General features: G+C 71.5%; 25 protein-coding genes. 11 read left to right on the top strand and 14 right to left on the bottom strand.

Going from position 1 to position 23283, the window contains the following annotated elements; genetic code table 11:
- Window positions 1–190: 190 nt before the first annotated feature.
- Window positions 191–607, bottom strand: coding sequence for an ArsI/CadI family heavy metal resistance metalloenzyme (locus tag F7Q99_RS33275; protein WP_153468687.1), 417 nt, complete (start codon window positions 605–607; stop codon window positions 191–193).
- A gap of 88 nt (window positions 608–695) precedes the next feature.
- Between F7Q99_RS33275 and F7Q99_RS33270 the strand changes: the two genes are divergently transcribed.
- From F7Q99_RS33270 to F7Q99_RS33260, 3 genes are read left to right on the top strand one after another with little or no spacing between them, the layout of a single operon-like run.
- Entirely contained in the window at window positions 696–1082 is a 387-nt protein-coding gene (locus tag F7Q99_RS33270; RefSeq protein WP_153468684.1) for an ArsR/SmtB family transcription factor, read from the top strand.
- Complete coding sequence (locus F7Q99_RS33265) at window positions 1079–1828, top strand: aquaporin (RefSeq protein WP_153468681.1); 750 nt, start codon at window positions 1079–1081, stop codon at window positions 1826–1828. Before F7Q99_RS33270 ends, F7Q99_RS33265 begins: the two co-directional genes overlap by 4 nt.
- A gap of 44 nt (window positions 1829–1872) precedes the next feature.
- Window positions 1873–2292 carry an arsenate reductase ArsC gene (locus tag F7Q99_RS33260; RefSeq protein WP_326847433.1) on the top strand — a complete coding sequence of 140 codons (420 nt, stop codon included), beginning with the start codon at window positions 1873–1875 and terminating at the stop codon, window positions 2290–2292.
- Between the two features lie 39 nt (window positions 2293–2331).
- On the opposite strand, the gene F7Q99_RS33255 is transcribed toward F7Q99_RS33260, so the two are convergent.
- Complete coding sequence (locus tag F7Q99_RS33255; RefSeq protein ID WP_153468678.1) at window positions 2332–3096, bottom strand: YqjF family protein; 765 nt, start codon at window positions 3094–3096, stop codon at window positions 2332–2334.
- Window positions 3097–3196: 100 nt separating this feature from the next.
- Complete coding sequence (locus tag F7Q99_RS33250) at window positions 3197–3592, bottom strand: cupin domain-containing protein (protein ID WP_153468675.1); 396 nt, start codon at window positions 3590–3592, stop codon at window positions 3197–3199.
- A gap of 52 nt (window positions 3593–3644) precedes the next feature.
- Between F7Q99_RS33250 and F7Q99_RS33245 the strand changes: the two genes are divergently transcribed.
- The 3 genes from F7Q99_RS33245 to F7Q99_RS33235 all read left to right on the top strand — a co-directional run bounded on the left by F7Q99_RS33245 (window position 3645) and on the right by F7Q99_RS33235 (window position 7531).
- Window positions 3645–4637: a helix-turn-helix domain-containing protein gene (locus tag F7Q99_RS33245; protein WP_153468672.1), complete on the top strand. Its 993-nt coding sequence runs from the start codon at window positions 3645–3647 to the stop codon at window positions 4635–4637.
- A gap of 394 nt (window positions 4638–5031) precedes the next feature.
- Window positions 5032–5781, top strand: a complete 750-nt coding sequence (locus F7Q99_RS33240; protein WP_153468669.1) for a hypothetical protein — start codon at window positions 5032–5034, stop codon at window positions 5779–5781.
- 178 nt (window positions 5782–5959) lie between these two features.
- On the top strand, window positions 5960–7531 hold the full coding sequence (locus F7Q99_RS33235; protein ID WP_326847432.1) for a purple acid phosphatase family protein: 1572 nt from the start codon (window positions 5960–5962) through the stop codon (window positions 7529–7531).
- Window positions 7532–7618: 87 nt separating this feature from the next.
- Here the strand turns inward: F7Q99_RS33235 and F7Q99_RS33230 are convergent, their stop codons facing one another.
- The 5 genes from F7Q99_RS33230 to F7Q99_RS33210 form a co-directional block, all read right to left on the bottom strand.
- Complete coding sequence (locus tag F7Q99_RS33230) at window positions 7619–9013, bottom strand: cytochrome P450 (RefSeq protein ID WP_195911359.1); 1395 nt, start codon at window positions 9011–9013, stop codon at window positions 7619–7621.
- Between the two features lie 94 nt (window positions 9014–9107).
- Window positions 9108–9722, bottom strand: coding sequence for a GTP-binding protein (locus F7Q99_RS33225; protein ID WP_153468663.1), 615 nt, complete (start codon window positions 9720–9722; stop codon window positions 9108–9110).
- Window positions 9703–10071 (bottom strand): DUF742 domain-containing protein, encoded by a 369-nt coding sequence (locus F7Q99_RS33220; protein WP_153468660.1) that lies wholly within the window; start codon window positions 10069–10071, stop codon window positions 9703–9705. The genes F7Q99_RS33225 and F7Q99_RS33220 overlap by 20 nt, the downstream gene beginning before the upstream one ends.
- 19 nt (window positions 10072–10090) lie before the next feature.
- Window positions 10091–10477, bottom strand: coding sequence for a roadblock/LC7 domain-containing protein (locus F7Q99_RS33215; RefSeq protein WP_153468658.1), 387 nt, complete (start codon window positions 10475–10477; stop codon window positions 10091–10093).
- A gap of 17 nt (window positions 10478–10494) precedes the next feature.
- The gene (locus tag F7Q99_RS33210; protein WP_153468655.1) at window positions 10495–12120 is read right to left on the bottom strand and encodes a sensor histidine kinase; all 1626 of its coding nucleotides are present in this window, start codon (window positions 12118–12120) and stop codon (window positions 10495–10497) included.
- Window positions 12121–12594: 474 nt separating this feature from the next.
- Here F7Q99_RS33210 and F7Q99_RS33205 point away from each other — a divergent pair, with 474 nt between their 5' ends.
- A complete protein-coding gene (locus F7Q99_RS33205; RefSeq protein ID WP_153468652.1) occupies window positions 12595–13527 on the top strand; it encodes a class I SAM-dependent methyltransferase in 933 nt (310 codons plus the stop codon).
- Window positions 13514–14098, top strand: coding sequence for a GNAT family N-acetyltransferase (locus tag F7Q99_RS33200; protein WP_153468650.1), 585 nt, complete (start codon window positions 13514–13516; stop codon window positions 14096–14098). Before F7Q99_RS33205 ends, F7Q99_RS33200 begins: the two co-directional genes overlap by 14 nt.
- Here the strand turns inward: F7Q99_RS33200 and F7Q99_RS33195 are convergent.
- From F7Q99_RS33195 to F7Q99_RS33180, 4 genes are all read right to left on the bottom strand, one after another.
- Window positions 14044–14385, bottom strand: coding sequence for a DUF5713 family protein (locus tag F7Q99_RS33195; protein WP_153468648.1), 342 nt, complete (start codon window positions 14383–14385; stop codon window positions 14044–14046). The two genes, F7Q99_RS33200 and F7Q99_RS33195, sit on opposite strands and share 55 nt — an antisense overlap.
- A 32-nt stretch (window positions 14386–14417) precedes the next feature.
- Entirely contained in the window at window positions 14418–15932 is a 1515-nt protein-coding gene (locus F7Q99_RS33190; protein WP_153468645.1) for a hypothetical protein, read from the bottom strand.
- A gap of 259 nt (window positions 15933–16191) precedes the next feature.
- The gene (locus tag F7Q99_RS33185; protein ID WP_153469509.1) at window positions 16192–17574 is read right to left on the bottom strand and encodes an amino acid permease; all 1383 of its coding nucleotides are present in this window, start codon (window positions 17572–17574) and stop codon (window positions 16192–16194) included.
- A 206-nt stretch (window positions 17575–17780) separates the two neighbouring features.
- Window positions 17781–18788 (bottom strand): NADP-dependent oxidoreductase, encoded by a 1008-nt coding sequence (locus F7Q99_RS33180; protein WP_153468642.1) that lies wholly within the window; start codon window positions 18786–18788, stop codon window positions 17781–17783.
- 180 nt (window positions 18789–18968) lie between these two features.
- Between F7Q99_RS33180 and F7Q99_RS33175 the strand changes: the two genes are divergently transcribed.
- From F7Q99_RS33175 to F7Q99_RS33165, 3 genes are all read left to right on the top strand, one after another.
- Entirely contained in the window at window positions 18969–19535 is a 567-nt protein-coding gene (locus F7Q99_RS33175; protein WP_326847429.1) for a Uma2 family endonuclease, read from the top strand.
- Between the two features lie 102 nt (window positions 19536–19637).
- Complete coding sequence (locus F7Q99_RS33170; RefSeq protein WP_153468636.1) at window positions 19638–20492, top strand: IS5 family transposase; 855 nt, start codon at window positions 19638–19640, stop codon at window positions 20490–20492.
- Window positions 20489–20887, top strand: a complete 399-nt coding sequence (locus tag F7Q99_RS33165) for a hypothetical protein (RefSeq protein ID WP_326846958.1) — start codon at window positions 20489–20491, stop codon at window positions 20885–20887. The genes F7Q99_RS33170 and F7Q99_RS33165 overlap by 4 nt, the downstream gene beginning before the upstream one ends.
- Before the next feature lie 116 nt (window positions 20888–21003).
- On the opposite strand, the gene F7Q99_RS33160 is transcribed toward F7Q99_RS33165, so the two are convergent.
- A complete protein-coding gene (locus F7Q99_RS33160) occupies window positions 21004–21393 on the bottom strand; it encodes an SCO5389 family protein (protein ID WP_153468633.1) in 390 nt (129 codons plus the stop codon).
- Window positions 21394–21503: 110 nt separating this feature from the next.
- A complete protein-coding gene (locus F7Q99_RS33155; protein WP_153468630.1) occupies window positions 21504–23042 on the bottom strand; it encodes an MFS transporter in 1539 nt (512 codons plus the stop codon).
- Between the last annotated feature and the right edge of the window lie 241 nt (window positions 23043–23283).

Genomic DNA, 23283 nt, shown 5'->3' with positions numbered 1-23283 from the left:
GTATCGCCGACCGCCACTCGTGACAAGGGGTGCCGATGCAGACACCTCGGGGGGCTTCATCACCAGCATCACCCGGCTTGTGGCAGCCCGCGAACCGGAGACCCACTGCTCCGACGAGCCGCACGCGACCGGGCGGTTGGTGTGGCAGGCGGAGAGCTTTCAGTAGCACCCCGCCAAATCCACACGCCGCTCAGCTGCCGCAGCAGGCGTCCGGCACCGCAGTGCTCTTGCCGAGCGTGTCGGCGTCGGCCTTGACGACGTAGACCTCCCAGGGTTCCTTGCCCGGGCCGGTCACCCACGTCTTGTCCTGGAGCGCGTAGCAGCAGGAGGTGTCGTTCTCCTCGAAGGTGGCCAGGCCGGCGTCCTTGAGGCGGGTGGTAGCGGCGGTGACCTGCTCGGCGCTCTCGACCTCGACGCCGAGGTGGTCGAGGCGGGTGTCCTGGTCGGTCTCGCCCTCGATGAGGACGAGCTTGAGCGGGGGCTCGGTGATGGCGAAGTTGGCGTAGCCGGGACGGCGCTTGGCCGGCTCGGCGTTGAAGAGCTTGGAGTAGAAGGCGATGGAGCCTTCGAGGTTGGCGACGCGCAGGGCGAGCTGAACGCGGGACATGGCGGTCTCCCCGATCCGAGGTCTTGTTTCGACGTCTGTCGATACAGTAAGCTTGCCTCTCTGAATAGATGGCTGTCAACATAGACGTATGTCGAATCTGGAATTGCCGGTGCTCGGTCAGGACGACGCGGTGGCGTGCTGCTCGCCAATGGTCCGCGAGCCCCTGGGCGAGGAATCCGCCGCCGACCTGGCGAAGATGTTCAAGGCTCTGTCGGACCCGGTCCGGCTGCGGCTGCTGTCGCTGATCGCCTCGCACGAGGGCGGCGAGGCCTGCGTCTGCGACCTGACCGGCCCCTTCGATGTCTCCCAGCCGACCATCTCCCACCACTTGAAGGTGCTGCGCGAGGCCGGACTCGTCGGCTCCGAGCGGCGCGGCACCTGGGTCTACTACTGGGTGCTGCCCGCCGCGCTGGCCAAGCTGTCCGCTCTGCTCCAGGCCCCGGCCGCCACCGTCTCGGCAGGCGGTGCGAGATGACCGAGATAGCCCCGCTTCCCCGCCGCGCGGCGGTCGAGTTCGTCGGCACCGGCGCGCTGGTCGCCGTGGTGGTCGGCTCCGGCATCCAGGCCACCAAGCTGTCCCAGGACGTCGGCGTGCAGCTGCTGGCCAACTCCCTGGCCACCGTGTTCGGCCTCGGCGTGCTGATCGCGCTGCTCGGCCCGGTCTCCGGCGCGCACTTCAACCCCGTGGTCACCCTGGCCGCGTGGTGGACCGGCCGGCGCGACGGCGAGGGCCCGACCCTGCGCGAGGCCGCCGCCTACCTGCCCGCCCAGATCCTCGGCGCGATCGGCGGGGCGGTGCTGGCCGACGCGATGTTCGCCGAGCCGCTCGTTGCCTGGTCCACCGACGCCCGCTTCGCCCCGCACCTGTGGCTGGGCGAGGTCGTCGCCACCGCCGGGCTCATCCTGCTGATCTTCGGCCTGGCCCGCACCGGCCGCGCGCACTTCGCCCCGGTCGCGGTCGCCTCCTACATCGGCGCCGCCTACTGGTTCACCTCCAGCACCAGCTTCGCCAACCCCGCCGTGACGGTCGGCCGCGCGTTCACCGACACCTTCGCCGGCATCGCGCCCTCCTCCGTGCTGCCGTTCGTCGCCGCCCAGCTCGTCGGCGTGGTGGTCGGCGTCGCCCTAGTCGCCGTGCTGTTCGGCCGCCCCGCCGCTGCCGCCGCCGAGGACGTCGTGGTCCCGCACGGCGAGCACCACCCGGCCGCCACCAGCCGCTGAACCCCGCACCGCCATTCCTGTTCCTGCCCGAAGGAAGTACCCCCGTGAGCTCTCCCGCCATCCCGTCCGTGCTGTTCGTCTGCGTCCATAACGCCGGCCGCTCCCAGATGGCCGCCGCCTTCCTCACCTACCTCGGCCGCGAGCGGGTCGAGGTCCGCTCCGCCGGCTCCGCCCCCGCCGACACGGTGAACCCGGCCGTGGTCGAGGCCCTGGCCGAGGTCGGCATCGACATCTCCGCCGAGGTGCCGAAGGTGCTCACCGTCGCGGCGGTGCAGGCGTCCGACGTGGTGATCACCATGGGCTGCGGCGACGCCTGCCCGTACTTCCCCGGCAAGCGGTACCTGGACTGGAAGCTGGAGGACCCGGCCGGCCAGGGTGTGGACGCCGTGCGCCCGATCCGCGACCAGATCGAGCAGCGCATCCGCGGCCTCCTCGCCGACCTCGGCATCGAAGCCGCCGCATGACCAGCACCCCGGGTTCGCCCAGCGCCCACATGCGCGAGCTCAGCGGGTGGGCAGGCCGCCGGGGCGAGCGGGGCGGCCGAAGCGGACCGGAACGCCTGGGGAGTACAGCACGCTCACCGGCGGGCCGACCGGCAAAGGCAGCCCGGCGGCGGTCACCAACTCGTCCTCGCAGTGCAGGAGTTCCGCCCGGTGCAGCGGCCAGCGCTGGTGGGAGTTGGGCAGGTACACCATCCGGCCGAAGTACGCGTTGTGCATGCCCCAGCGGGCGGTCAGGAAGTGTTCGAGCGCGGTCGGCTCCTCGATCCGCTCGCCGATGCGCACCGAGATCCGGGAGCGCGCCCCACGCGGCCCCGGCCAGCGCCGGCTACTGGTGTAGCTGATGGTGTCCGCATGGCGGTGGATCGCCATCCGGGCCCACATGTAGGGCAGTCGGAAGGTGCTGCGGGCGATGGCCACCGGCACCAGGCGCGAGGCCTCCAGCGAGCGGAAGACCACGCCGCGCCGCCCGTGCCGGTCCACCGAGTAGAGCCGCACGTTGGTCTCCGGAAAGGTGCCGAGGTACGGGACACCCGGCACCTTGAACCAGCCCACCCGATGCATCCGGAACGCCACCAGGCCGACATAGGTGAGCCCGTCGTGCGTGTCCGGCACGGTCCCGGCCGGCAGCAGCGGTGCCACGTCCGCAGGGTCCGCTGCCCAGTGCAGAAACGACAGGTCGAGCCAGGACTGGGTGAGCAGCGTGTCCGGCACCTCGCGCACCGGATCGGGCGTTATCGGCTCCGCGGGGACATGGGCGAGCGACATCGGATCAGGGTCGCACACTCTTACGGTCGACAATCAGGGCACCCCCGGCCGACCCGACCGGATCGGCGCGATCGACCCGGTCCTCCGTGCCCGAAGGCGTTCACGATTCGAGGGCGTGCCCCGTCGTCGCGTCGATGTGGTCGGGGATCTGATCGTGGCGATCACCGACAGTCGGCGTCCCCGTGGGCTCGAACATGAGGATCGCGGCGCCGGTGGGGGCGGACGGCTTGTGCTCCGTGGCCCGGGGGACGGTGAAGACCGCGCCCTGGGGAAGCCGGACCGTGCGTTCGCCCGCCGGCTCGCGCAAGGAGATGAACAGCTCCCCGTCGAGCACCAGGAAGAACTCGTCGGTGTCGTCGTGGGCGTGCCAGAGGTGCTCGCCCTCGACCTTGGCGATGCGTACGTCGTAGTCGTTGACGCGAGTGACGATGCGGGGACTCCACAGCGCGTCGAAGGAGGCCAGGGCCTCGCCGAGGTTGATCGGGTCGTTGCTCATGAGGGAATCCTTGCCGGTGGGCCGCAACCGACGTGAGTGCTAGGAATTGCATATGCCGCAAGATTCCTCTCACATGGACCCCACGGCGGACCCGCACCGGGTCGTCGTGATCGTGGACGAGAACTCGAACCCCTTCGAGCTCGGCTGCGCGACCGAGGTGTTCGGCCTGCGCAGACCCGAGATCGGCCGCGATCTGTACGACTTCCGCCTCTGCTCGCCCGAGCCGAGCACGCTGATGCGCGACGGCTTCTTCACCCTCACGGGAGTGGCCGGTCTGGAGGCAGCGGACTCCGCGGACACGCTGATCGTCCCCAACCGGCCCGACGTCGACGTGCCCCGCCGGCCGGCCGTACTCGACGCCGTCCGGCGGGCGCACGAGCGCGGCACGAGGCTGGTCGGGTTCTGCAGCGGCGCCTTCACGCTCGCCGAGGCCGGGGTTCTCGACGGCCGGCGCGCCACCGCGCACTGGCAGTGGGCGGACTCCTTCCGGGCCCGGTTCCCCGCCGTCCACCTCGAAGAGGACGTCCTGTTCGTCGACGACGGCGACATCCTCACCGCCGCGGGCAGCGCGGCCGCACTCGACCTCGGGCTGCACATCGTCCGACGGGACCACGGTGCGGAGATCGCCAACTCCGTCAGCCGGCGGCTGGTCTTCGCCGCGCACCGGGACGGCGGGCAGCGACAGTTCATCGAGCGCCCTGTGCCGGACATCCCGGACGAGTCCCTCGCACCGCTGCTGGCCTGGGCACAGGAGCGACTGGACGCACCACTGACGGTGTCCGGCCTGGCGGCGCGTGCCTCGGTCAGCACGGCGACGCTGCACCGCCGCTTCCAGGCGCAACTGGGCACGACACCGCTGGCGTGGCTCACGCGGGAACGCGTCGCACTGGCATGCCGGTTGATCGAGCGGGGCGAGTCGCGCTTCGAGATGGTCGCCCGGCGCAGCGGGCTGGGCACCGCCGCCAATCTGCGTGCGCTGCTGCGCCGTGAGACCGGGCTCGCGCCATCGGCGTACCGGCGCCGGTTCGGCCCGGGGGCGGGGTAGTCGGGGCCGTTCCGTCCTTCGGACCTCCCGGGCGTCGGCGTTCGGATGCCCAATTTCTGTTATCGGCAGCCGGTCGTTCGTATCTCCTGGTTATCGCGGCCCGACCGGCCGAACGACGGGAGAGCAGGCAAGAGTGAACACGCGCATCGAGCAAGAGAAGTCGACGGCCACCGAGCGGGGGGACTCCCCTTCGACCAATCAGTGGGCGGGGCACCGTCTCCTCTGGGCCTTTTCCCTCGTACTTGCAATCGGTGCGATCGCCTTGCTGGTTCTGCCCGCGCGAAGCTCGTCCGCGGACACGGAGCACTCCGGCATGCCCGGCATGGACCACGGAGCGATGGCGATGCCCAGCGCGGCGCCCTCGGGAATGCCCGCCATGCCAGGGATGCCCGCCATGCCAGGGATGCCGGGCATGGCGGGCATGACCACGGGAGACGGCCTGGCCGCCGAACGCGACGGCTACCGCCTCGACTCCTCGGCCACCAGCCTTCCCGCCGGCCGAGCAGCGAGCTACCCGTTCACCATCACCGGTCCGGACGGGCGGCCCGTCACCGACTTCGCCGAAGTCCAGACCAAGCGGCTGCACTTCTACGCGATCCGCTCGGACCTCACCGGCTATCAGCACGTGCACCCCACGATGGCCGCCGACGGCACGTGGACCACCGACCTCGCCGCCCTCGAACCGGGCAACTGGCGCCTGTACGCCGAGTTCACGCCGAACACCGGCCCGCGCAAGGGCAGTGAACTCGTCCTCAGCCGCACCGTGACGGTGCCCGGCGAGGCCACCGCGGTGCCACTGCCCGCCGCGGCCGACAGCACCACGGCCGACGGCTACACCGTTGACGTCCGAGGCGAGTTGACGGCCGGGACGCCCGGCCCGCTCATCGTCACGATCAGCAAGGACGGTCAGCCCGTCACCGACCTCCAGCCGTACCTCGGCAGCTACGCCCACCTCAGCATCATCCACGAGGGTGACCAGGCACTGGCCCACCTTCACCCCGTCACCCCCGCCACCGCGGAGCACGGCGGGCCGTCGCTGACCTTCTACGCCCTGCTCGGCGAACCCGGCAACTGGCGGGTCTTCCTGCAGTTCCAGACCGGCGGACAACTGCACACCGCAGTGCTCACCCGTCACGTCGCCTGAGCCGCCGACGGTCCAGGAGCCGCTGACTTCAGGTGAGTTCGGGCATTGACCGATCGCCCGGGCATGCTCATGCCGGTACAGTGCTGCGACGTCATCGTCCCGGCAAGACAACGGAGTTCCATTGAGCATCGCCCGCAGATCGTTACTCAAGGGATCGTCGGCGGCCGGAGCCGCACTGGTGGCGGGAGTCGCGGCCCCGACGACCGCCACGGCGTCGGCGGGGGAGGCGGGGGAACCCAGCCCGCTGCTCCAGTCCACCCCGCACCGGCTCGGCGCGCCCAGCGTCAGCGGGCTCCACCTGCAGTTCGGCACCGACCCCTCCGGCGAGATGACCGTCTCCTGGATCACCCCGCAGTCCGTCGGCCGCCCGCACGTCCGGCTCGGCTCCCCGGACGGCGGCCTCGGTCGGGTCGTCGAGGCCGAGACCCGCACCTACCGGGACTCCCTCTCCAAGGACGAGGTGTACGTCCACCACGCCCGACTCTGCGGACTCCGCCCCGCCACCACCTACCTCTACACCGCCGGCCATGACGGTGCGAGCCCCGAAATGGGCTCCTTCACCACCGCCCCGCGCGGCCGGGCCGCCTTCACCTTCACCAGCTTCGGCGACCAGGCCACCCCGAACCTCCGCCGGCAGGTCGTGTTCCCCGACGGCGTCCCCTCCCCGCTCGGCCGCTACCCGGTGTTCACCAGCAGCCAGGTCGGCTCCCCGGCCGCCGCCGACATCGTCGCCGCCGTCGAGCGCGTCGGCCCGCTGTTCAACCTCGTCAACGGCGACCTCTGCTACGCCTCCTACAGCGGCCGCCACGGGCAGAGCCGCACCGCGACGTGGGCCGACTGGTTCATCAACAACAGCCGCTCGACCCGGCTGCGCCCCTGGATGCCCTGCGCCGGCAACCACGAGAACGAGGGCGGCAACGGCCCGATCGGCGCCCTCGGCTACCAGACCTACTTCTCGCTGCCCGACTCGGCCGCCTCCTCCGACGACGAGACCGCCGGCATGTGGTACGCCTTCACCGTCGGCGCGGTCCGCTTCATCAGCCTCGCCAACGACGACGTGGCGATCCAGAACAGCGGCGACACCTACCTGCGCGGCTACTCGGGTGGCGCCCAACAGCGCTGGCTGGAGCGAGAGTTGCGAGCCGCCCGGGACAGCCGGGAGATCGACTGGATCGTCGTCTGCATGCACCACCCGATGATCTCCAGCTCCATGCACGGCAGCGGCAGCGACCTCGGGATCCGCGAGGCCTGGGGCCCGCTGTTCGACGCCTACGGCGTGGACCTCGTCGTCAGCGGCCACGAGCACTACTACGAGCGCTCCCACCCCGTCCGCGGGACGCTCCCGAATGACACCCGCACCCCGGTGCCCTCGGACACCGACCCCGACCTGGTCTACACCGACCGCGGCACCGTCCACATGATCATCGGAGCCGGCGGCAACGCCGCCACCACCCAGGATGACCTCTTCGAACAGCCCAAGGGCCGCGTCGTCGTCGCCCTGGAGGACAAACCGCGCCCGGGCGCGCCCTACCGCGAGTCGATCTGGGTCACCGAGGACGCCCCCTGGGCCGCCGTCCAGGACCGCCGGCACACCCACGGCTTCGCCGCCTTCGACGTCGACCCGGGGGACCGCCGCACCGGCCGCACCCGCATGCGGGTCACCTACTACACCTTCGACGGCCCCCACGGCGACCTCACCCCGGTCGACACCTTCACCCTCGAACGCAGCCGCGCCGACGCCCGGGACTGAAGCCCGGACGCTCGTCCTGCCCGAGGACGCCGGACGCCCGAGGACGCCTGGCCCCAATGGCATAAGGGCCAGGCGTCCTCGAAGCCGTCAGCGGCGGAACCGGGCCGTCAGCAGGCTCCACCAGCTGCGGCGCGGGCGGGGGACGGCGGCCGCGGGCGGGGCGGGAGGTGCCGGGTCGGCCACCGGGGGGACGGAGGCCGTGGGCTCGTCCTCGCCGGCCGGCTCGTCGTCGAGGGTCCTGGGGGTGAACTCGACGGGGAGGCGCACGAGGTGGCGGGAGAGCCAGGCCGAGGTCCAGGTCAGCTCCCCCTCCTCGACGGCCAGGCGCAGGTCGGGCAGGCGGGTGAGGAGGTGGTCGATGCTGGTCTCGGCGATGGCGCGGCCGATGTCCTGCCCGGGGCACTCGTGCGGGCCGCTGCCGAAGGACAGGTGGGAGCGGTTGCCGAAGAGCGGCGCGGTGGGGTCGGGCCGGACGGTCGGGTCGTAGTTGCCGGCGGCCAGGCCGAGGAGCAGCAGGTCGCCGGCCTTGATCTGCTGCCCGCCGAGCTCGGTGTCGCCGGTGGCCCAGCGGCCGGCGACGATGATCAGCGGCGGGGAGTCCCACAGCACCTGGTCGAGGGCGTCCGGCAGGGTCATGTGCCCGCCGGAGAGGTGGGCGCGGAAGCGGGGGTCGGTGAGGACCATCTTCAGGGTGTCGGCGATGAGGTTGACGGTGGTCTCGTTCGCGGCGAGCAGGACGAGCCGCAGGTGTGCCAGCACCTCGTCGTCGGTGAGTCCGGCCGGGTGCTGCATCAGCGAGGAGACCAGGTCGTCCCCGGGCGCCGCGCGCTTGCGCTCGATGGTGCGGCGCAGCGTCGCCACCACGTAGTCGTTGCTGGCGATCGCCGTCTCGGTGCCCTTCATGAGGTCGCGGGCGGCCTCGACCAGCCGCGGGCCGTACTCGTCGGGCATGCCGAGGAGCTGGGTCATGACGAGCATCGGCAGGTGCTCGGCGAACTGGGTGACCAGTTCGGCGCGGCCGGTGGGGCCGTACTCCTGCACCATCTGGTCGACGAACCGGGTGACGTGGCGCCGGATGCCGCGCCGGTCGAAGCGGTTCAGGCCGTCGTTGACGGCGCCGCGCAGGCGCCGGTGTTCCTCGCCGTCCGTGAACACGCACATCGGCTGCCAGGCGACAACCGGCAGCAGCGGCGAGTCCGCGCCGACCCGGCCGTCCTGGAACGCCGTCCACCGGCGGGAGTCCCGGGAGAAGCGGGACGGGGTGCGCATCGCGGTGAGGTTGGCGGAGTGGCCGAGCACCAGCCAGGCGGGCACGTCGCCGTGGAGCAGGACGGGGGCCACCTCGCCGTGCTCGGCGCGCAGCTTCTCGTACAGGGCCCACGGGTCGGACTCGGCCTCGGGGCCGTAGAGACGGCGGACGCCGCCCGGGCCCAGCAGGCCGGGGTCGAGGCCGTGGGCGGGGCACCCGGGGGGCGGGAGCACGGAGGAATCGTCAGGGAGCGGGGCGGTCACGGGGTCTCCGGGGTCGGAACGGAAGGCTCGGATCAGAACGGAAAGCTCGGATCGGAAACGGCGCTCACGGGCGCGACGCGGCGAGGTCGTACAGGTGGCGCATCAGGGCCATCAGGACGTCCCGGCAGGAGTCGCGCCGCCGGGCGTCACAGGCGACGATCGGCACCTCGGGCGGCAGGTCCAGGGCGGCCCGCAGCTCCTCGACCGGGTGGTCCGGCGACTCGGGGAAGCCGTTGACGGCGACCACGAAGGGCACGCCACGGTCCTCCAGCCGCCCGATCACCTCGAAGCTGACCTCCAGCCGGCGGGTGTCGACCAGCACGACCGCGCCCAGCGCCCCCTCGAACAGGCCGTTCCAGAGGAACCAGAACCGCTCCTGCCCGGGGGTGCCGAACACGTACAGCACGAGCTCGTCGCTGATGCTGATCCGGCCGAAGTCCATCGCGACGGTGGTCTCGGTCTTGCGCTCCACCCCGGCGAGGTCGTCGACGCCCGCGCCGGCCAGCGTCATCGTCTCCTCGGTGGTGAGCGGACGGATCTCGCTCACCGAGCCGACCAGGGTCGTCTTGCCGACGCCGAAACCGCCGACGATCACGACCTTGACGGCCGTCGCCGCGGTGGCCGGGAGCAGGTCCGCGCCCGAGGGACCGACCAGCGTGTCAGAGTCTCTGAAGTCCATGGATCACCGCTTCCAGCAGGGCACGGTCGGGAAAGTCCGCCGGGGGTACGGCGGCGCGGGCCTCGATCAGGCCGTCGGCGAGCAGGTCCGCCAGCAGGACGGTGACCACGCTCGTCGGCAGCCGCAGGTACGCGGAGATCTCGGCGACGGACAGCGGCGAACCGCACAGGCGCAGGATCGCCGCGTGCTCGGGCTGCATGGTCGGCGCCGGCTCCGCGCGTGCGACGATCAGGGTGACGAGGTCGAACGGGGTCTGCCCGCCCGGGCCGCTGCGTCCACGCGTGATGACGTACAGACGCTCCGGCTCGCTCTCGTCCGCCCAGCCGCCACGGCCGGGGGGCTCAGTCATGAGTCGACCTTCCGCTCACTCACGCGACCTGCTCGCCGCTCCGCGGGGGTGCGGTCAGGTGCTCGCCGATCCGGGCGACGAGGTCCCGCATCTGCATGCTCACCAGCCCGGCGTCGACGCCCTCGTCGGCGAGGACGGCGAGGTAGGCGCGGGAGCCGGCCGCCATCATGTAGAAGAAGCCGCCGCTCACCTCGATCACGACCATCCGCATCCGGCCGTCGCCGTGCGGGAACTCGTGGGCCACCGCGGTGGCCAGGCTCTGCAGGCCGGCGCAGGCGGCGGCGAGCCGGTCGGCGGTGTCCGGGTCCGTGCCGTACTGGGCCATCCGCAGGCCGTCGGCGGACAGGACGATGACGTGACGGGCGCACGGGACGCTCTCCGCAAGATCCCTGAGCATCCAGTCCATGTTGGTACGGTGCTGAATCACTGCTCGCCTTTCCCTGACGTCTCTTCACTGGTCTGGCCGGCCGAACCGGTGGACGGTGCCTCGCCGTTGACGCCCTCCATGAACGCGGCCAGCCAGACGCCGGGTTCGACCGGCTTCCGGTCCGCGGTCCCGGTGGTGTCCCCGGTCGGTTCGGGGGCCCGGGCGGGCCCGGGCACGCCGGTCCCGGTCGGTCCCGGGCGGTGGCGCCGGCGCTGCGGCAGGCCGTTCGCGGTGCGCTCGGTCACCACGGTGACGTCGTCCTCGGCCGGCCCGGGCCGTACCCCGTTCGCTCGCGTCGGGCCCGGCCGCATGGGGCCCGACGCGGCCCACGGCGAGGTGCCGGAGGACGGGCCGGATGCCGCGACCGGTGCTGCGGTCGCCCCCCAGGGTCGCGAACCGGCCTTCTGGCGAGGCGGGTTGGCCGGCAGCGGCCGGGGGCCGGAGAAGCTGCCGATGCCGTGCGCCCGGCCGGTGGCGGGCGCGGTGGTGAGCAGTTCCTGCGGCACGATCAGCACCGCGCGCACCCCGCCGTAGGCGGACGGGCGCAGCGACACCTGGAAGCCGTAGGCCCGGCAGAGCCGGCCGACCACGGCCAGGCCGAGCCGGGGGGTCTCGCCGAGGTCGTTGAGGCCGAAGTCGCCCTGGGCCGTCTTGAGGATGCGTTCGGCGCGGATCCGGCTGTCATCGCTGAGGCCGAGGCCGCCGTCCTCGATGTCGATCGCTATCCCGCTCTGCACCTCGGACGCGCTCAGGTGCACGTGGGTGTGCGGCGGGGAGTAGCGGGTGGCGTTGTCCAGCAGTTCGGCGACCGCGTGGATGAGCGGTTCGACGGCCGGGCCGACCACGGCGACTTCGGCCACCGGGTGCAGGTCGACCCGCTGGTACTCGAGGATGCGCGACATGCCGCCGCGCAGCACGCTGTACAGGGCCACCGGCCGGCTCCACTGGCGGCCGGGGCGGGCGCCGCCGAGGACGGCGATGCTGTCGGCGAGGCGGCCGGTCAGCGCGTTGCCGTGGTCCAGGCGCAGCAGGTCGTCGAAGACGGCCGGGTCGTTGCCGTGGCGGTCCTCCATCTCGCGCAGGTCCTGGGCCTGGCGGTGGATGATCGCCTGGACGCGTCGGGCGATGTTGACGAAGGCGCGCTGCGTGGCCTCGCGCAGAGCCTCCTCGTTGTCGACGATCTGGAGGACGCGGTACAGCACCTCGTCCCGGGCGGCCTGGAACTCGGGGCTGAGCAGCGGGTCGCGGGTCTCGTGCGCCCGCATCGCGTTGTCGACCGAGCCCGTGCGCTGGAGCCGGCGGACCGCCGCCGGCAGGGTCTCCTTCGCGAGGGTGGTCGTCGCGACGTCCTGCCGGGCGAGGCGTCGGCTCAACTCCGCTTCGAGTTTCGTGTGTTGCTCGCGCAGGATGGCCAGCGCCCGCCCCCGACGGCCCGCCTCGGCGGCCACCACGGCCACCGCCGCCGTGCCCGTCAGACCGCACCAGAGCACCTCGGCGCGGGCCCCGGCGGACGCCGCGGCCGCGGCGGTGACCGCGGCTGCGGCCAGCACGGCCGTGGGCAGCAGCCACGAGAGCAGGGGAGCGGAAGGCCGTCTGCCTGGTGACGATCCAGCTCGAAGCATCAGCATCCTCAAACGATCGGAAGGGGACGGGGGCGGTGGTTCGGGGCAGCATAGCCGGGGTCCGACATTTCTGAGTGAAGCTCAAAAATACTGCTGTAGAGCCGACTTGGTGCGAAATTGCGGGACATGTCAGACGATTCGCCCAGTGGTGCGGGGCTTGCTGGCATGGCCGCCGCCGTCTCGGCAGGGGACGGCGTGTCCACCAAGGTTTGTCGCCGCCGGGCGGTCGTACCGGCATTCAAGCTTCGGATTCGCTCATGCTGGGGGTTTCTGGGTGAAGTCACCGACAGGGGTGGTGAGTTCGTGGTATCGGGGTCAACAAGTGGCGATGGGATTCCCTGGAAGGGGTGAGGCGGGCGTCATCGCCATGACGGGCGTGAGGCGGCGGCCTCGCCGGTGGGGTTGGGCAACATCTGTTGCCCTCGAAGCAATATCTGTTGACGGCCTTCGGGAGCCCGGCGTACATTGCCGCCCATGACTGTCGATGATCTTGCTCGGCGCATCGCCGACGACGTCGCGGGCGACGGCGGACTTGCCGGACTGCGCCGTCTGTCCGGCGTGATCGCCACGCTGGAGGACCGCCGCACCGTCCTGGTCGAGGAGTTGCGCCGCGGACGGCACGCGACCTGGGAGGAGATCGGCCGGGCCTGCGGGATGACCCGCCAGGGCGCCACCCGGCGCTGGTCCGGCAAGCTGCGGGCCCGGTCGTTCGGTGCGGCGGCGAGCGCGTACCAGCAGGGGCGGCCCGGCTATCCGCAGGCGCTGATCGGCTCGGTCGTTTCGCGCGAGGCTCGACGGGTGCTGGACCTGGGTGCGGGCACCGGCAAGCTGACCCGGCTGCTGGTGGACGCGGGCCTGGACGTGGTCGCGGTCGAACCGGACGAGGCGATGCGAGACCAGCTGGCGGCGGCCGTCCCGAAGGCGGCCGTGCGCGCGGGCTCGGCCGAGCGGATCCCGCTGGCGGACGGCAGCGTGGACGCGGTGGTGGTGGCGCAGGCCTGGCACTGGTTCGACCAGGGCGCGGCGGTGCCGGAGATCGCGCGCGTGCTCGCCCCGGGCGGGACACTCGCGCTGGTGTGGAACGTCCGCGACGAGTCCGAGCCGTGGGCCGCCGCACTGGGTGCCCTGATGCACCGCTCGACCCGGCAGGTGATCGACACCCAGCCGGTGGTGCCCGCGCCCTTCGGTGCCCCCGAGCGGCTGGAAATCCGCTGGCAGCACGTCACGACCCGCGCGGAGATCGTCGACATGGTCGCGTCGCGCAGCTATGTGATCGCCCTGCCGGAGGCGGAGCGGGCCCGCCTGCTGGCGGACGTCGAGGAGCTCCTCGCCACTCACCCCGACCTCGCGGGCCGCGACGAGATCGCCATGCCGTACATCACCCGGTGCACCCGTGTCAGCCGCTAGCGGGGTCGTCATCCGGCGGCTGCGCGTGGCCGATGCCGAGCGGTACCGGGAGTTTCGGCTCACCGCCCTGCGGGAGACGCCGAGCGCGTTCACGTCGAGCCACGAGGAGGAACGGGAGAAGCCGGTCGCGGCGACCGTGCGGCGGCTGGCCGAGGCCGAGCGCGGGCCGGGCGCCCTGCTCGGGGCGTTCGACGTGGACGGCGAGCTGGTCGGGACGGCCGGGCTGCGCGTGCCCGGCCGGCGCCAGGAGCGGCACAAGGCGACGCTGTTCGGCATGGCCGTCGCCCGCGCGGCCGGCGGCCGGGGTGTCGGCCGCGCGCTGGTCGAGCGTTCTCTCGAACGAGCCGCTGGGGACCGCGAGTTGCGTCAGGTGCTGCTGACGGTGTCGGAGGGCAACGACCCGGCGATCCGGCTCTACACCTCCTGCGGGTTCGAGGTGTGGGGCCGGGAGCCGCAGGCCGTTCTGGTGGACGGACGGGCCGTCACCAAGCTCCACATGGTGCGCCTGCTGGACGCTCACCAGTCCCGTGCGGCTATCAGCCCCTCCACGTCCGCGCCCGGGAAGTCGTAGGCCTCGGCGATGAAGGCGAAGTCCTCGGCGATCTCCTCGCGGGCGACCGTCTCGATCTCGCTGTCCGCCGCCTCGAACGCCTCCTGGAGGACGTTGAACTCCTCGGTGGCGACGGCCGTGAGGGCGTACAGGGCGGCGAGGTCGGACGGCCGCTCGGCCTCGATCCGCTCGCACAGCCGCAGCAGGATGTCGCGGCCCTGGTCGACGACGGCATCGGGGTAGTAGTCGTCCGCGTACAGGGCGCGCAGGAAGCGGCGCTGGGCGACCCGCTCGTCGGTGATCGGCATGGTGAGGCTCCTCGGCTCGTCGGATGCCCCGATCATGCACCCGGGCACTGACAACCCGCCGGCAGCCCGGTGCGGTCGAGCAGGTGGTGCAGCTGCTCCGCGGACAGGGTGGGGTTGGCCGCCGCGCCCTCGGCGTGGGCGGGGTCGTCGAGCAGGGTGCCGAGGAGGTCGGCCGGGAGGAGGGGGTTCGCGGCGGCGGACTGCCGGACGCGCTCGTCGGGGTCGGTGAGCAGTTCGACGGGCGGATGGTCGAGCGTCGGGTCGGCCGCGGCCAGCGCGCGGACCCCGGGGTCCTCGTGGACGAGGAGACGCTGAAGCCCGGTGCGGGGGAACGAGGGCAGCGTCAGCAGGTACGGGCGCTCGCCGGGGGTCGCGACGAACGCGGAGAGGAGGACCTCGGGCGGCGCCAGCGGGTGGTGGTAGGCCAGTGGGTGCCGCACCTCGGGATCGGGATCGGCCGCGAGAGCGGCGACCAGGTCCTCGGGAAGACCGGGCCAGGCGGCGGCGATCCGGCGGAGCACCGGGTGCTCGGACTCGGCGCAGGCCCGGTACCAGTCCGGGGCCGACGTGTCGTGCGGTCCGACCGGCGGGCCGATCTGGTCGGCGGTCCAGCCGGTGACCTCGTCGATGACGCCGTACTGCTTCCAACGGCGGTGCAGCGCCTGCACCAGCGCACGCGAGCGGACCCCGGCGTCGAGGTCCTCGGCCAGCTCCGCCAGGAGCACGGCGTCGAGGTCGTGCCGGGATGCGACCCGTGCCCGCACCTCGGGGTCGGGGTCGTGGGCCAGCCGGGCGACGGCGTGGGCGGGGGTGTGCGGGTTGCCGGCCAGGGCCCACAGGTTGCGGCCGCTGGCCAGGCAGGCTTCGGCGACGGCGTCGGAGATGGCGAAGTTGCAGAGCAGGACGCTGCGGTGGTGGCAGTCGCGCTCGGGCAGCTCGGCCTCCATGGCGGCCGGGTCGAGATAGCGGCTCGCGCGGTGCGCCGCCGCCCGTACCGCCGGATCGGGATCGGCGAGGAGGGCGTCGCGCTGCTCGGCGGTGAGCTGCCAACCAGAGTCGGCGGCGAAGGCCCGGATGCGTGGGTCCGGGTGATCCATCGCCCTGAGGATGAAGGATCGCGGAATCTGAAAGGAGGCAGTCAGTTCCGCCCGGATCTCGTCCGCGGTGAGGAACTCGTTCCGGTCAGGGTGGTCCTGCGCGGTCAGCAGGGTCACCAGCGCCTCGTCGGGCAGCGGGGGGACGCGGTCGAGCCGCAGGCGGCGGGGGCCGGAGGCGACGCTGGCGCGCACGCGCTCGTCAGGGTCGTCGGCCAGCCGACCGCGCTGCTCGGGCGCGACGTACCGGTTGCGGGCGGCGATGCGACGCACCGCCCGGTCTGGGTGCGTGATCACGGCCTCGACGACGTCGGGGGGAAGAGGAGTGTCACGGAGAGTCGACCACGCCGGCTTCCCCTCGGGCCTCAGCAGGCGCAGCAGGACGTCCGACGGCGCGCCCGGGTTCGCGGCGACGCCACGCAGCAGGGACTCGGTGAGCGGGGAGGAGGTCATCGCGCCATCGTCGCAGTGATCTTGGCGGGGCGTCCATCCGCCTGCTCGAACGCCCTCCGAACCCGGGCGTTCGGCCACTGGCTCACCCCGGGAGTCACCGAATCGCCGGCATGACGGCGCGTGCCCCTGACGATCTGTCGACCTGACGACTTGGTGCAGAAGAGACGTGACGACCCGGCGACGAAGAAGCGCCCGGCGGTACGCGTCCACCAGTGAACGAGTACCGCCGGGCGCTGGGACGTCCCCTGTGCGCGGTCCGTCAGGCCGCCGCGCGCCGCCCCGCCATCCAGACGTAGACCAGGATCCCCGCGAACAGGAACAGCACGCCCTGGTAGACGGCCGCGTAGCCGGCCCCGGCGACCAGCCAGAGCGAGAAGCCGAACGCGCCGACACCCAGCACCGCGTTCCTGGCGAGCCGGCCCGGGGCCACCGCCCGGCCGCCGCGCACCAGCCAGTACAGCTGCGCGGCCGTGGAGAGCAGGTAGGGGACGGTCGCGGTGAACGTGGTGACCAGCACCAGGATGTCGAACGCGCCCTTCGCGCCGGAGGCGAAGTTGAGCACCGTCAGCAGCGAGGCCAGCGCGACGCTGACCACGACGCCGAACACCGGCACCCCGTGCCGCTCCCGGCCGAACGCGGCCGGGAACAGCCCGTCCTTCGCGGCGGCGTACGGCGCCTGGGCGGCCAGCAGCGTCCAGCCGTTGAGCGCGCCGGTCATGGACACCAGCGCGGCGACGGCGATGACCGTGCCGCCCCACGAGCCGCCGAACATGGCGTTCACGGCATCCGAGAAGGGCGCGGTCGAATGGACCAACTGATCGTGTGCGACCGTGCCGAACACCGCCAGCGTGCCCAGCAGGTAGACCAGCGCCGCCCCGGCCGTGCCGAGCACGCTCGCCCGGCCGACGTTGCGCTCCGGGTCGCGGACCTCGCCCGCGCTCATCGCGGCCGACTCCACGCCCAGGTAGCTGAAGAGCAGGATCGCCGCGGCGGCCGTCATCCCGCCGAGCCAGCCCTGGCCGGAGGCGTCGAACGGTCCGAGGTTCTTCGGGTCGAAGAAGCCGAGGCCGCCCACCGCGACCAGCGCCAGCGGGATGAACTTCAGTACGGTGGAGACGAGTTGGACGGCCCCGACGAAGCGGGTGCCGGCCAGGTTCGCCAGCGCCGGCAGCCACTGGACGGTCAGCGCGGCGGCGATGGTGAGCGCGGTGGAGTGGCCGATCGGCACCAGCACGTCGAGGTAGCCGACGGCGGCCACCGCGAGCGCGGCGTTGCTGACCCAGGTGGTGATCCAGTACGACCAGGCCGACAGGAACCCGGCGAAGTCGCCGAACGCCTCGCGGGCGTAGACGTACGGACCGCCGGTGCGCGGATTGCGGCGCGCGAGCTGCCCGAAGACCAGCGCCAGAGCGATCGCGCCGATGGTCAGCACGGCGAACGAGACCAGGCTGACCGTCCCGAAGGGGGCCACGGCGGCCGGGATCATGAAGATGCCGCCGCCGATGATGTTCCCCATCACGAGGGCGGTGGCGGTCGTCAGCCCGAAGCGGCCGCCCGGCCGGGGTGAGGGGGTGACCGTTTCCGCGCCGGTGGGCGGGGTCGGTCGGGATGCCTGCCGGGGTACGGCCGGGCTGGTCTGCATGAGGGTGGTGCGCCTTTCCTGGTCCTGCTCGCGCTCGGTGGAGCGACCGCTCATGCTCACCCGGAGTAGGTGCCCGGTACCAAATCGGTGGGATTCGTCCGGTCGTACCTGCCCCGCTACCGCAAGAATTGCGGCCGGACGGCACCCGGACCGGCACTCGTCCTGCGGTTCTTCTCGCGGACCTTCCGCCACCCGGCCACGGCCCGTCAGGTCAGGCGCAGCACCAGCTTGCCGGTGTTCTCGCCGCGGAACAGCATCTGCAGCGTCGCCGGGAAGTCGCCGACGGTGCCCTCCACCACGTGCTCCTTGACCCTGATCCGGCCGTCGGCGATCCAGCCGGCGATCTCGCGGGACGCCTCGGTGTAGCGACGGGCGTAGTCGAAGACGACGAAGCCCTCCATGCGCGCCCGACGCACCAGCAGCGACAGGTAGTTGGACGGGCCCTGCACGGCCGTCTCGTTGTTGTACTGGCTGATCGCCCCGCAGACCACCACCCGGGCGCGCATCGCGAGCCGGGTCAGCGCGGCGTCCAGGATCGCGCCGCCGACGTTGTCGAAGTACACGTCGATACCGTCCGGCGCGTGCGTGCGCAGCGCCTTGCGGACGTCCTCGGAGCGGTAGTCGATCGCCGCGTCGAACCCCAACTCGCCGGTCAGCAGAGCGCACTTCTCCGCGCCGCCCGCGATCCCGACGACCCGGCAGCCCTTCACCCTGGCGATCTGGCCGACCATTGTGCCGACCGCACCGGCCGCACCCGAGACCACGACGGTCTCGCCCTCCTTGAGCGCCCCGACCTCCAGCAGTCCGAAGTACGCCGTCATGCCCGGCATCCCGAGCGCGCCGAGGTACGTCGACAGCGGTGCGAGCGACGGATCCACCCGCAGTGCGCCCTTCCCGTCCGACACGACGTAGTCCTGCACCCCGAACGCGCCGACGACGTGGTCACCCGGCCGGAACTCGGGGTGCTCCGACGCCACGACCTCGACCACCGACCCGGCCCGCATCACCTCCCCGATCCCCACCGGCGGCAGGTACGACGGCCGATCGTCCAGCCACCCCCGCATCGCCGGATCCAGCGAGACGTACCGCGTCCGCCCCAGGAACTGCCCCGGCCCCGGCACCCCGACCGGCTCCACCACCTGCTCCCAGTCCTCGTCCCGCACCTCCCCGACCGGGCGGCGAGCAAGACGGACCTGGCGATTCACTGCGGACATGGACGTCTCCTGGGGACGGCGATGAGTCGGACGCCGATTCTAAGCAAGCGCTTAGTCAGATGGCCAGAGGTAATGGGACCGGTCGGAGCGTGACGCAGGGTCGGGCCTCGTGTACCGGTAGTATTGCCCCGAGGCGGGCCCATCGGGTGCGGCGCCGCCGCCGGACAGGGGAGCAGCGGAGTGAGCACAGCGCACGCCGGCCCGGGCGACTACAGCCGTGTGCCGAACCCGGAACAGGCCCTCAAGTACGCGATTCAGCACATCGCGGGTGACCGCGTCGAGATCATCGAGGGAGTCATCACCCCTGTGTCTCCGTCCTGGGCGCATGAGAGCGCCATCGATCTCATTCGCGAGCAGATCGGCCCGCGGATGCGCGAACTCGGCCTCCGTGCGGGCTCCGGGAACCTCGACCTGCCGGGCACGGCGAACTTCTACGTCCCGGACCTGGCGGTCGTTCCGGCCGAACTGGCCAAGACCGAAGGTGCGTTGCTGCCCGACCAGACGCTCCTCGTCGTCGAGGTCACCTCGCCGTCGAACGCCGACACGGACCGCACGGCGAAGCGCCGCCGCTACTCCCAGTTCGGCGCTCCGGTCTACCTGCTGGTCGACCGCCAGGAGCGCGCCTGCACACTCTTCTCGCAGCCGGGTGCGCTCGGCTACACCCTGGTCGAGGGCCCGCACCCCTTCGGCGTCCCGGTTCGGCTGCCGGCGCCGTTCGATCTGGAGCTCGCGACCGGGGAGTTCTGAGTGGACGTTAAGTCCCTTTTCTCTCGGCTCGTGATCGCTCGTTCGTGTGAACGTTGGCCGTACTGGCGTGCCAGTCGTGGTTCGGGTGATGTTCTGCGGCGCATGGACAGACGGGCGTATCCGAGCGACTTATCGGACGAGCAATGGGCGTTGATCGAGCCGATGATCACGGCCTGGAAGCAGGACCGGGTGGCGCGATCGGCGACCGGGGATCCGGGGTCCTGTGATCTGCGGGAGATCGTGAACGCGGTCTTCTACCAGAACCGGACGGGCTGTCAGTGGCGCTACCTGCCCCATGACCTGCCGTCCTGGTCGGCGGTGTTCTACTACTTCGGCCTGTGGCGCCAGGACGGGCTCGACCAGCGGATCCAGGAACTCCTGCGTTGCCAAATCCGGGAGAGGGCCCGCCGATTAGAGGACCCGTCCCTCGTGATCATCGACACCCAGTCCGTCCGCGCGGCCGCCGGTGTTCCGAAGAGCACCACGGGACTGGACGCGAACAAGAAGGTGTCGGGCCGCAAGCGGGGACTGGCCGTCGACGTCATGGGGCTGATCATCGGTGTCGTCGTCCTGGCCGCCTCCACCCACGACAACGCCGCCGGCACCGCCCTGCTCGACCAGGCCGCCGAACGGTGCGGGATGCGTCTGGAGAAGGCCCTGGTGGACCAGGGCTTCAAGGACGAGGTCGTCATCCACGGTGCACTGCTGGACATCGACGTCGAAGTCGTCCGCCGCAACCCGGCCGACCAGGGCAAGGGCTTCGTCCCGCAGCCGAAACGGTGGGTGGTGGAGCAGACGAACGGCACCTTGATGCTGCATCGACGCCTCGCCCGCGAGTACGACCACCGGCCCGACACCTCCGCCTCACGCGTCTACTGGGCCTCCACCGCGAACATGACCCGCCGCCTCACCACACCAGCCCCGGCCTGGCGCGACACCCTTGGACTGGCCGCGTGAACGTCGCCGAACTCCTGGCAGACCTCCAGACCCGGCAGGACGAGGCCGCCGCCCGGGCCGCAGAACTACGGGTCCGGATTGAAGAGCTCGCCGCCGACCTGACCGAGACCGAAGCGCGGCTCACGGACCTGGCCACCACCCGAAAGATCATCGCGGAGGTCACGCCGGCAGGAGCCGAATCCGAACCACCCGAGACGAACACCACCTACCAGGCAATCGTGAATGCCTTCAACCAGCACCCCGACCAGGCATTCCGGGCACGCGAGCTGCACAAACTCCTCGGCATACCCACCGACGAGGCGTCCGTCAACATCACCCGCAGCCGCCTCGGACGCCTCACCCGCCAAGGCTTCCTCACCCAACCCGGACGAGGCCGCTACCAGAAACGGACTTAACGTCCACTGAGGCGGCGACCATTCCGGGACATCTCGCGGTCGCCGAGTGGGCGAAAGCCCCCGGCAACGTAGCGGGCCCCCGCTCGCTCGGCGAGCAGGGGCCCGTGTGCTTGAGGTCAGCAGCTGCGCAGTTCAGGGGTCTGGTTGAGGATCTGGTTCCGCAGCGAGGTGAACTCGCGGTAGGTGTCGCTCTGCTCGGCGCCGGGGCGGAACGCGGCGACGCGGTGGCAGTTGACGAAGGCGAGCTTCACGCCGAAGTGGTTCTCCAGGCTGCCCCGGATGGCGTTGCTGGCCAGGGCGCGCAGCAGCTGGGCGCGCTCCTCGTCGGTGGGGGTGGTGTTGTCGTCGACGAACTCGACCTCGGTGGCGCCGAGTTCGGTGCTGAGGCCGGCGACCACCTGGTAGGCGTAGGGGAGGGAGGTGCGGACGGTGTCGAGGAAGTCGGCCTCGCTGACCTGGCCCTGCTCGGCCTGGGCCAGGAGGGCGGGGGAGACGTCGAGCGACATAGGGGTCCCCTTTCGCGGGGGTTGCGGGATCTGGACCTGACGTTGCGGCGGTTATCGAAGATGAAAACCATTGCAACATAGAGGACTGTCCTCGACGCCCCGACGTCCTGTCAAGTGCCGTCCCCCGGAGGAGTGGCGGGTAGGTCGTCCCGGCGCACCTTGATGACGAACACCGCGATCACCACGGCCAGCGCCGCGAACACCAGACCCATGGAGAAGGCGCTGGAGATGCCGTGCACCAGCACCTCCGACGAATACGGCTCCGGCAGCTTCCCGGTCGCCTTGAACTGGGCGGCCTCCTGTGGCGCCGCCTGCTGGAGGAACTTCCCGACCTGCTGTCTCGCCTCGTTGCGGCTGGCCGTGCCGTACACCGTCACCAGGATCGACAGGCCCAGCGAACCGCCCACCTGCTGCGTCGTGTTGAGCATGCCGGTCGCCGCGCCGGTCTCGTGCGGGGCCACCCGGGACACGGACGTCAGCATCACCGGGACGAAGATCGATCCCATCCCGAAGCCGAACAGCAGGGTCGGCCCGAGGATGCCGCCGACGTACGTGGTGTCGATGTCGATCTGCGTGGCCCAGAAGACTCCGCTCGCCACCAGGAGCGAGCCCGTCACCATGAAGGGCTTCGGGCCGAACCGCAGCTGGTTGCGGGCCGCGAACTGGGCGGCGGCGATGATCGCGGCGCTGATCGGCAGGAACGCGAAGCCGGCCCGCAGCGGGCTGAAGCCGAGGATGTTCTGCACGAACAGGGTGATGAAGAAGAAGATGCTGAACATCGCTGCGGCCAGGCAGAGCATCAGCCCGTACGCGCCGGAGCGGTTGCGATTTCGGAGCAGGTGAAGCGGGGTGATCGGCTGCGGCACCCGCCGCTCGTTGAGCAGGAAGGCGGCCAGCAGGACGACCGCGAGGCTGAACGCGAGGAGGGTCACGGGGTCCGTCCAGCCGTGCTCGGAGGCCCGGATGAAGCCGAACACCAGCGACACCATGCCCGCGGTGGAGGTGAACGCGCCGAGGAGGTCGAAGCGGCCGGGATGCCGTTCGGACTCGTTGATGTAGAGCGGTGCCAGCAGCGCGATCGCGATGCCGATCGGCACGTTGACGAAGAGCACCCAGCGCCAGGACAGCCAGGAGGTCAGCATGCCGCCCAGCAGCAGGCCGATGGCGCCGCCCGCGCCGGCGACGGCGGAGAAGACGCCGAAGGCCCGGTTGCGCTCCGGGCCCTCCTTGAAGTTGGTCGCGATCAGCGCGAGCGCGGTCGGCGAGGCGATCGCGCCGCCCAGGCCTTGGAGGGAGCGGGCCGCGAGCAGCCAGGCGGCGGACTGGGCGACGCCGCCGAGCAGCGAGGCGAAGCTGAAGATCAGGACGCCGGCGATGAAGACGCGCCGGCGACCGAGGATGTCGCCCGTCCGTCCGCCGAGCAGCAGCAGTCCGCCGAAGGTGAGGGTGTAGGCGTTGATGACCCACGACAGGTCGGTGGTGTTGAACTTCAGCGCCTGCTGGATGTGCGGCAGGGCGATGTTCACGATCGTGATGTCGAGGACCACCATCAGCTGGGTGGCCGCGATGACGGTGAGGGCTATCCCTGGGTGCTGGCCGCGTCGTGCGGGCGCGGGCGGAGCCTGGGTCAGGGCGCGCGAAGTGGCCATGGCAGGTCCCCCGATGACTTGGGAGCGAGCGATTAGGAGGGAACGCATCCGTTCACTAACAACGACAGTAGACCCGGGGCGATAGGGAACACAATCGTTCATTACGGACAGGCGGCGAATTTCGGACTATCGGTGAACGGAGACGTGAGGTCGCACCGGAAGGGCCGCGCGTGGTCGGCCTGCTACGGAGTGGTCGTTCGCGGCGAACGTCCGAGAGGCCGACCCGGCAAGGCCGTACGGC

Origin of the sequence: Streptomyces kaniharaensis (genome assembly GCF_009569385.1) — a bacterium.
In the GTDB taxonomy this organism is placed as follows: domain Bacteria; phylum Actinomycetota; class Actinomycetes; order Streptomycetales; family Streptomycetaceae; genus Kitasatospora; species Kitasatospora kaniharaensis.
This window is presented reverse-complemented; position numbering and strand designations above follow the sequence as displayed.

Excerpts from the sequence above, each read along its gene's own strand:
- F7Q99_RS33250 (WP_153468675.1), bottom strand. The coding sequence starts at position 3,592 with ATGAGCAACGACCCGATCAACCTCGGCGAGGCCCTGGCCTCCTTCGAC.
- F7Q99_RS33245 (WP_153468672.1), top strand. The coding sequence starts at position 3,645 with ATGCCGCAAGATTCCTCTCACATGGACCCCACGGCGGACCCGCACCGG.
- F7Q99_RS33195 (WP_153468648.1), bottom strand. The coding sequence starts at position 14,385 with ATGCCGATCACCGACGAGCGGGTCGCCCAGCGCCGCTTCCTGCGCGCC.
- F7Q99_RS33225 (WP_153468663.1), bottom strand. The coding sequence starts at position 9,722 with ATGGACTTCAGAGACTCTGACACGCTGGTCGGTCCCTCGGGCGCGGAC.
- F7Q99_RS33205 (WP_153468652.1), top strand. The coding sequence starts at position 12,595 with ATGACTGTCGATGATCTTGCTCGGCGCATCGCCGACGACGTCGCGGGC.
- F7Q99_RS33270 (WP_153468684.1), top strand. The coding sequence starts at position 696 with ATGTCGAATCTGGAATTGCCGGTGCTCGGTCAGGACGACGCGGTGGCG.
- F7Q99_RS33155 (WP_153468630.1), bottom strand. The coding sequence starts at position 23,042 with ATGGCCACTTCGCGCGCCCTGACCCAGGCTCCGCCCGCGCCCGCACGA.
- F7Q99_RS33240 (WP_153468669.1), top strand. The coding sequence starts at position 5,032 with ATGCCAGGGATGCCGGGCATGGCGGGCATGACCACGGGAGACGGCCTG.
- F7Q99_RS33180 (WP_153468642.1), bottom strand. The coding sequence starts at position 18,788 with ATGTCCGCAGTGAATCGCCAGGTCCGTCTTGCTCGCCGCCCGGTCGGG.
- F7Q99_RS33210 (WP_153468655.1), bottom strand. The coding sequence starts at position 12,120 with ATGCTTCGAGCTGGATCGTCACCAGGCAGACGGCCTTCCGCTCCCCTG.
- F7Q99_RS33170 (WP_153468636.1), top strand. The coding sequence starts at position 19,638 with ATGGACAGACGGGCGTATCCGAGCGACTTATCGGACGAGCAATGGGCG.
- F7Q99_RS33190 (WP_153468645.1), bottom strand. The coding sequence starts at position 15,932 with ATGACCTCCTCCCCGCTCACCGAGTCCCTGCTGCGTGGCGTCGCCGCG.
- F7Q99_RS33220 (WP_153468660.1), bottom strand. The coding sequence starts at position 10,071 with ATGACTGAGCCCCCCGGCCGTGGCGGCTGGGCGGACGAGAGCGAGCCG.
- F7Q99_RS33185 (WP_153469509.1), bottom strand. The coding sequence starts at position 17,574 with ATGCAGACCAGCCCGGCCGTACCCCGGCAGGCATCCCGACCGACCCCG.
- F7Q99_RS33160 (WP_153468633.1), bottom strand. The coding sequence starts at position 21,393 with ATGTCGCTCGACGTCTCCCCCGCCCTCCTGGCCCAGGCCGAGCAGGGC.
- F7Q99_RS33215 (WP_153468658.1), bottom strand. The coding sequence starts at position 10,477 with ATGGACTGGATGCTCAGGGATCTTGCGGAGAGCGTCCCGTGCGCCCGT.
- F7Q99_RS33275 (WP_153468687.1), bottom strand. The coding sequence starts at position 607 with ATGTCCCGCGTTCAGCTCGCCCTGCGCGTCGCCAACCTCGAAGGCTCC.
- F7Q99_RS33255 (WP_153468678.1), bottom strand. The coding sequence starts at position 3,096 with ATGTCGCTCGCCCATGTCCCCGCGGAGCCGATAACGCCCGATCCGGTG.
- F7Q99_RS33265 (WP_153468681.1), top strand. The coding sequence starts at position 1,079 with ATGACCGAGATAGCCCCGCTTCCCCGCCGCGCGGCGGTCGAGTTCGTC.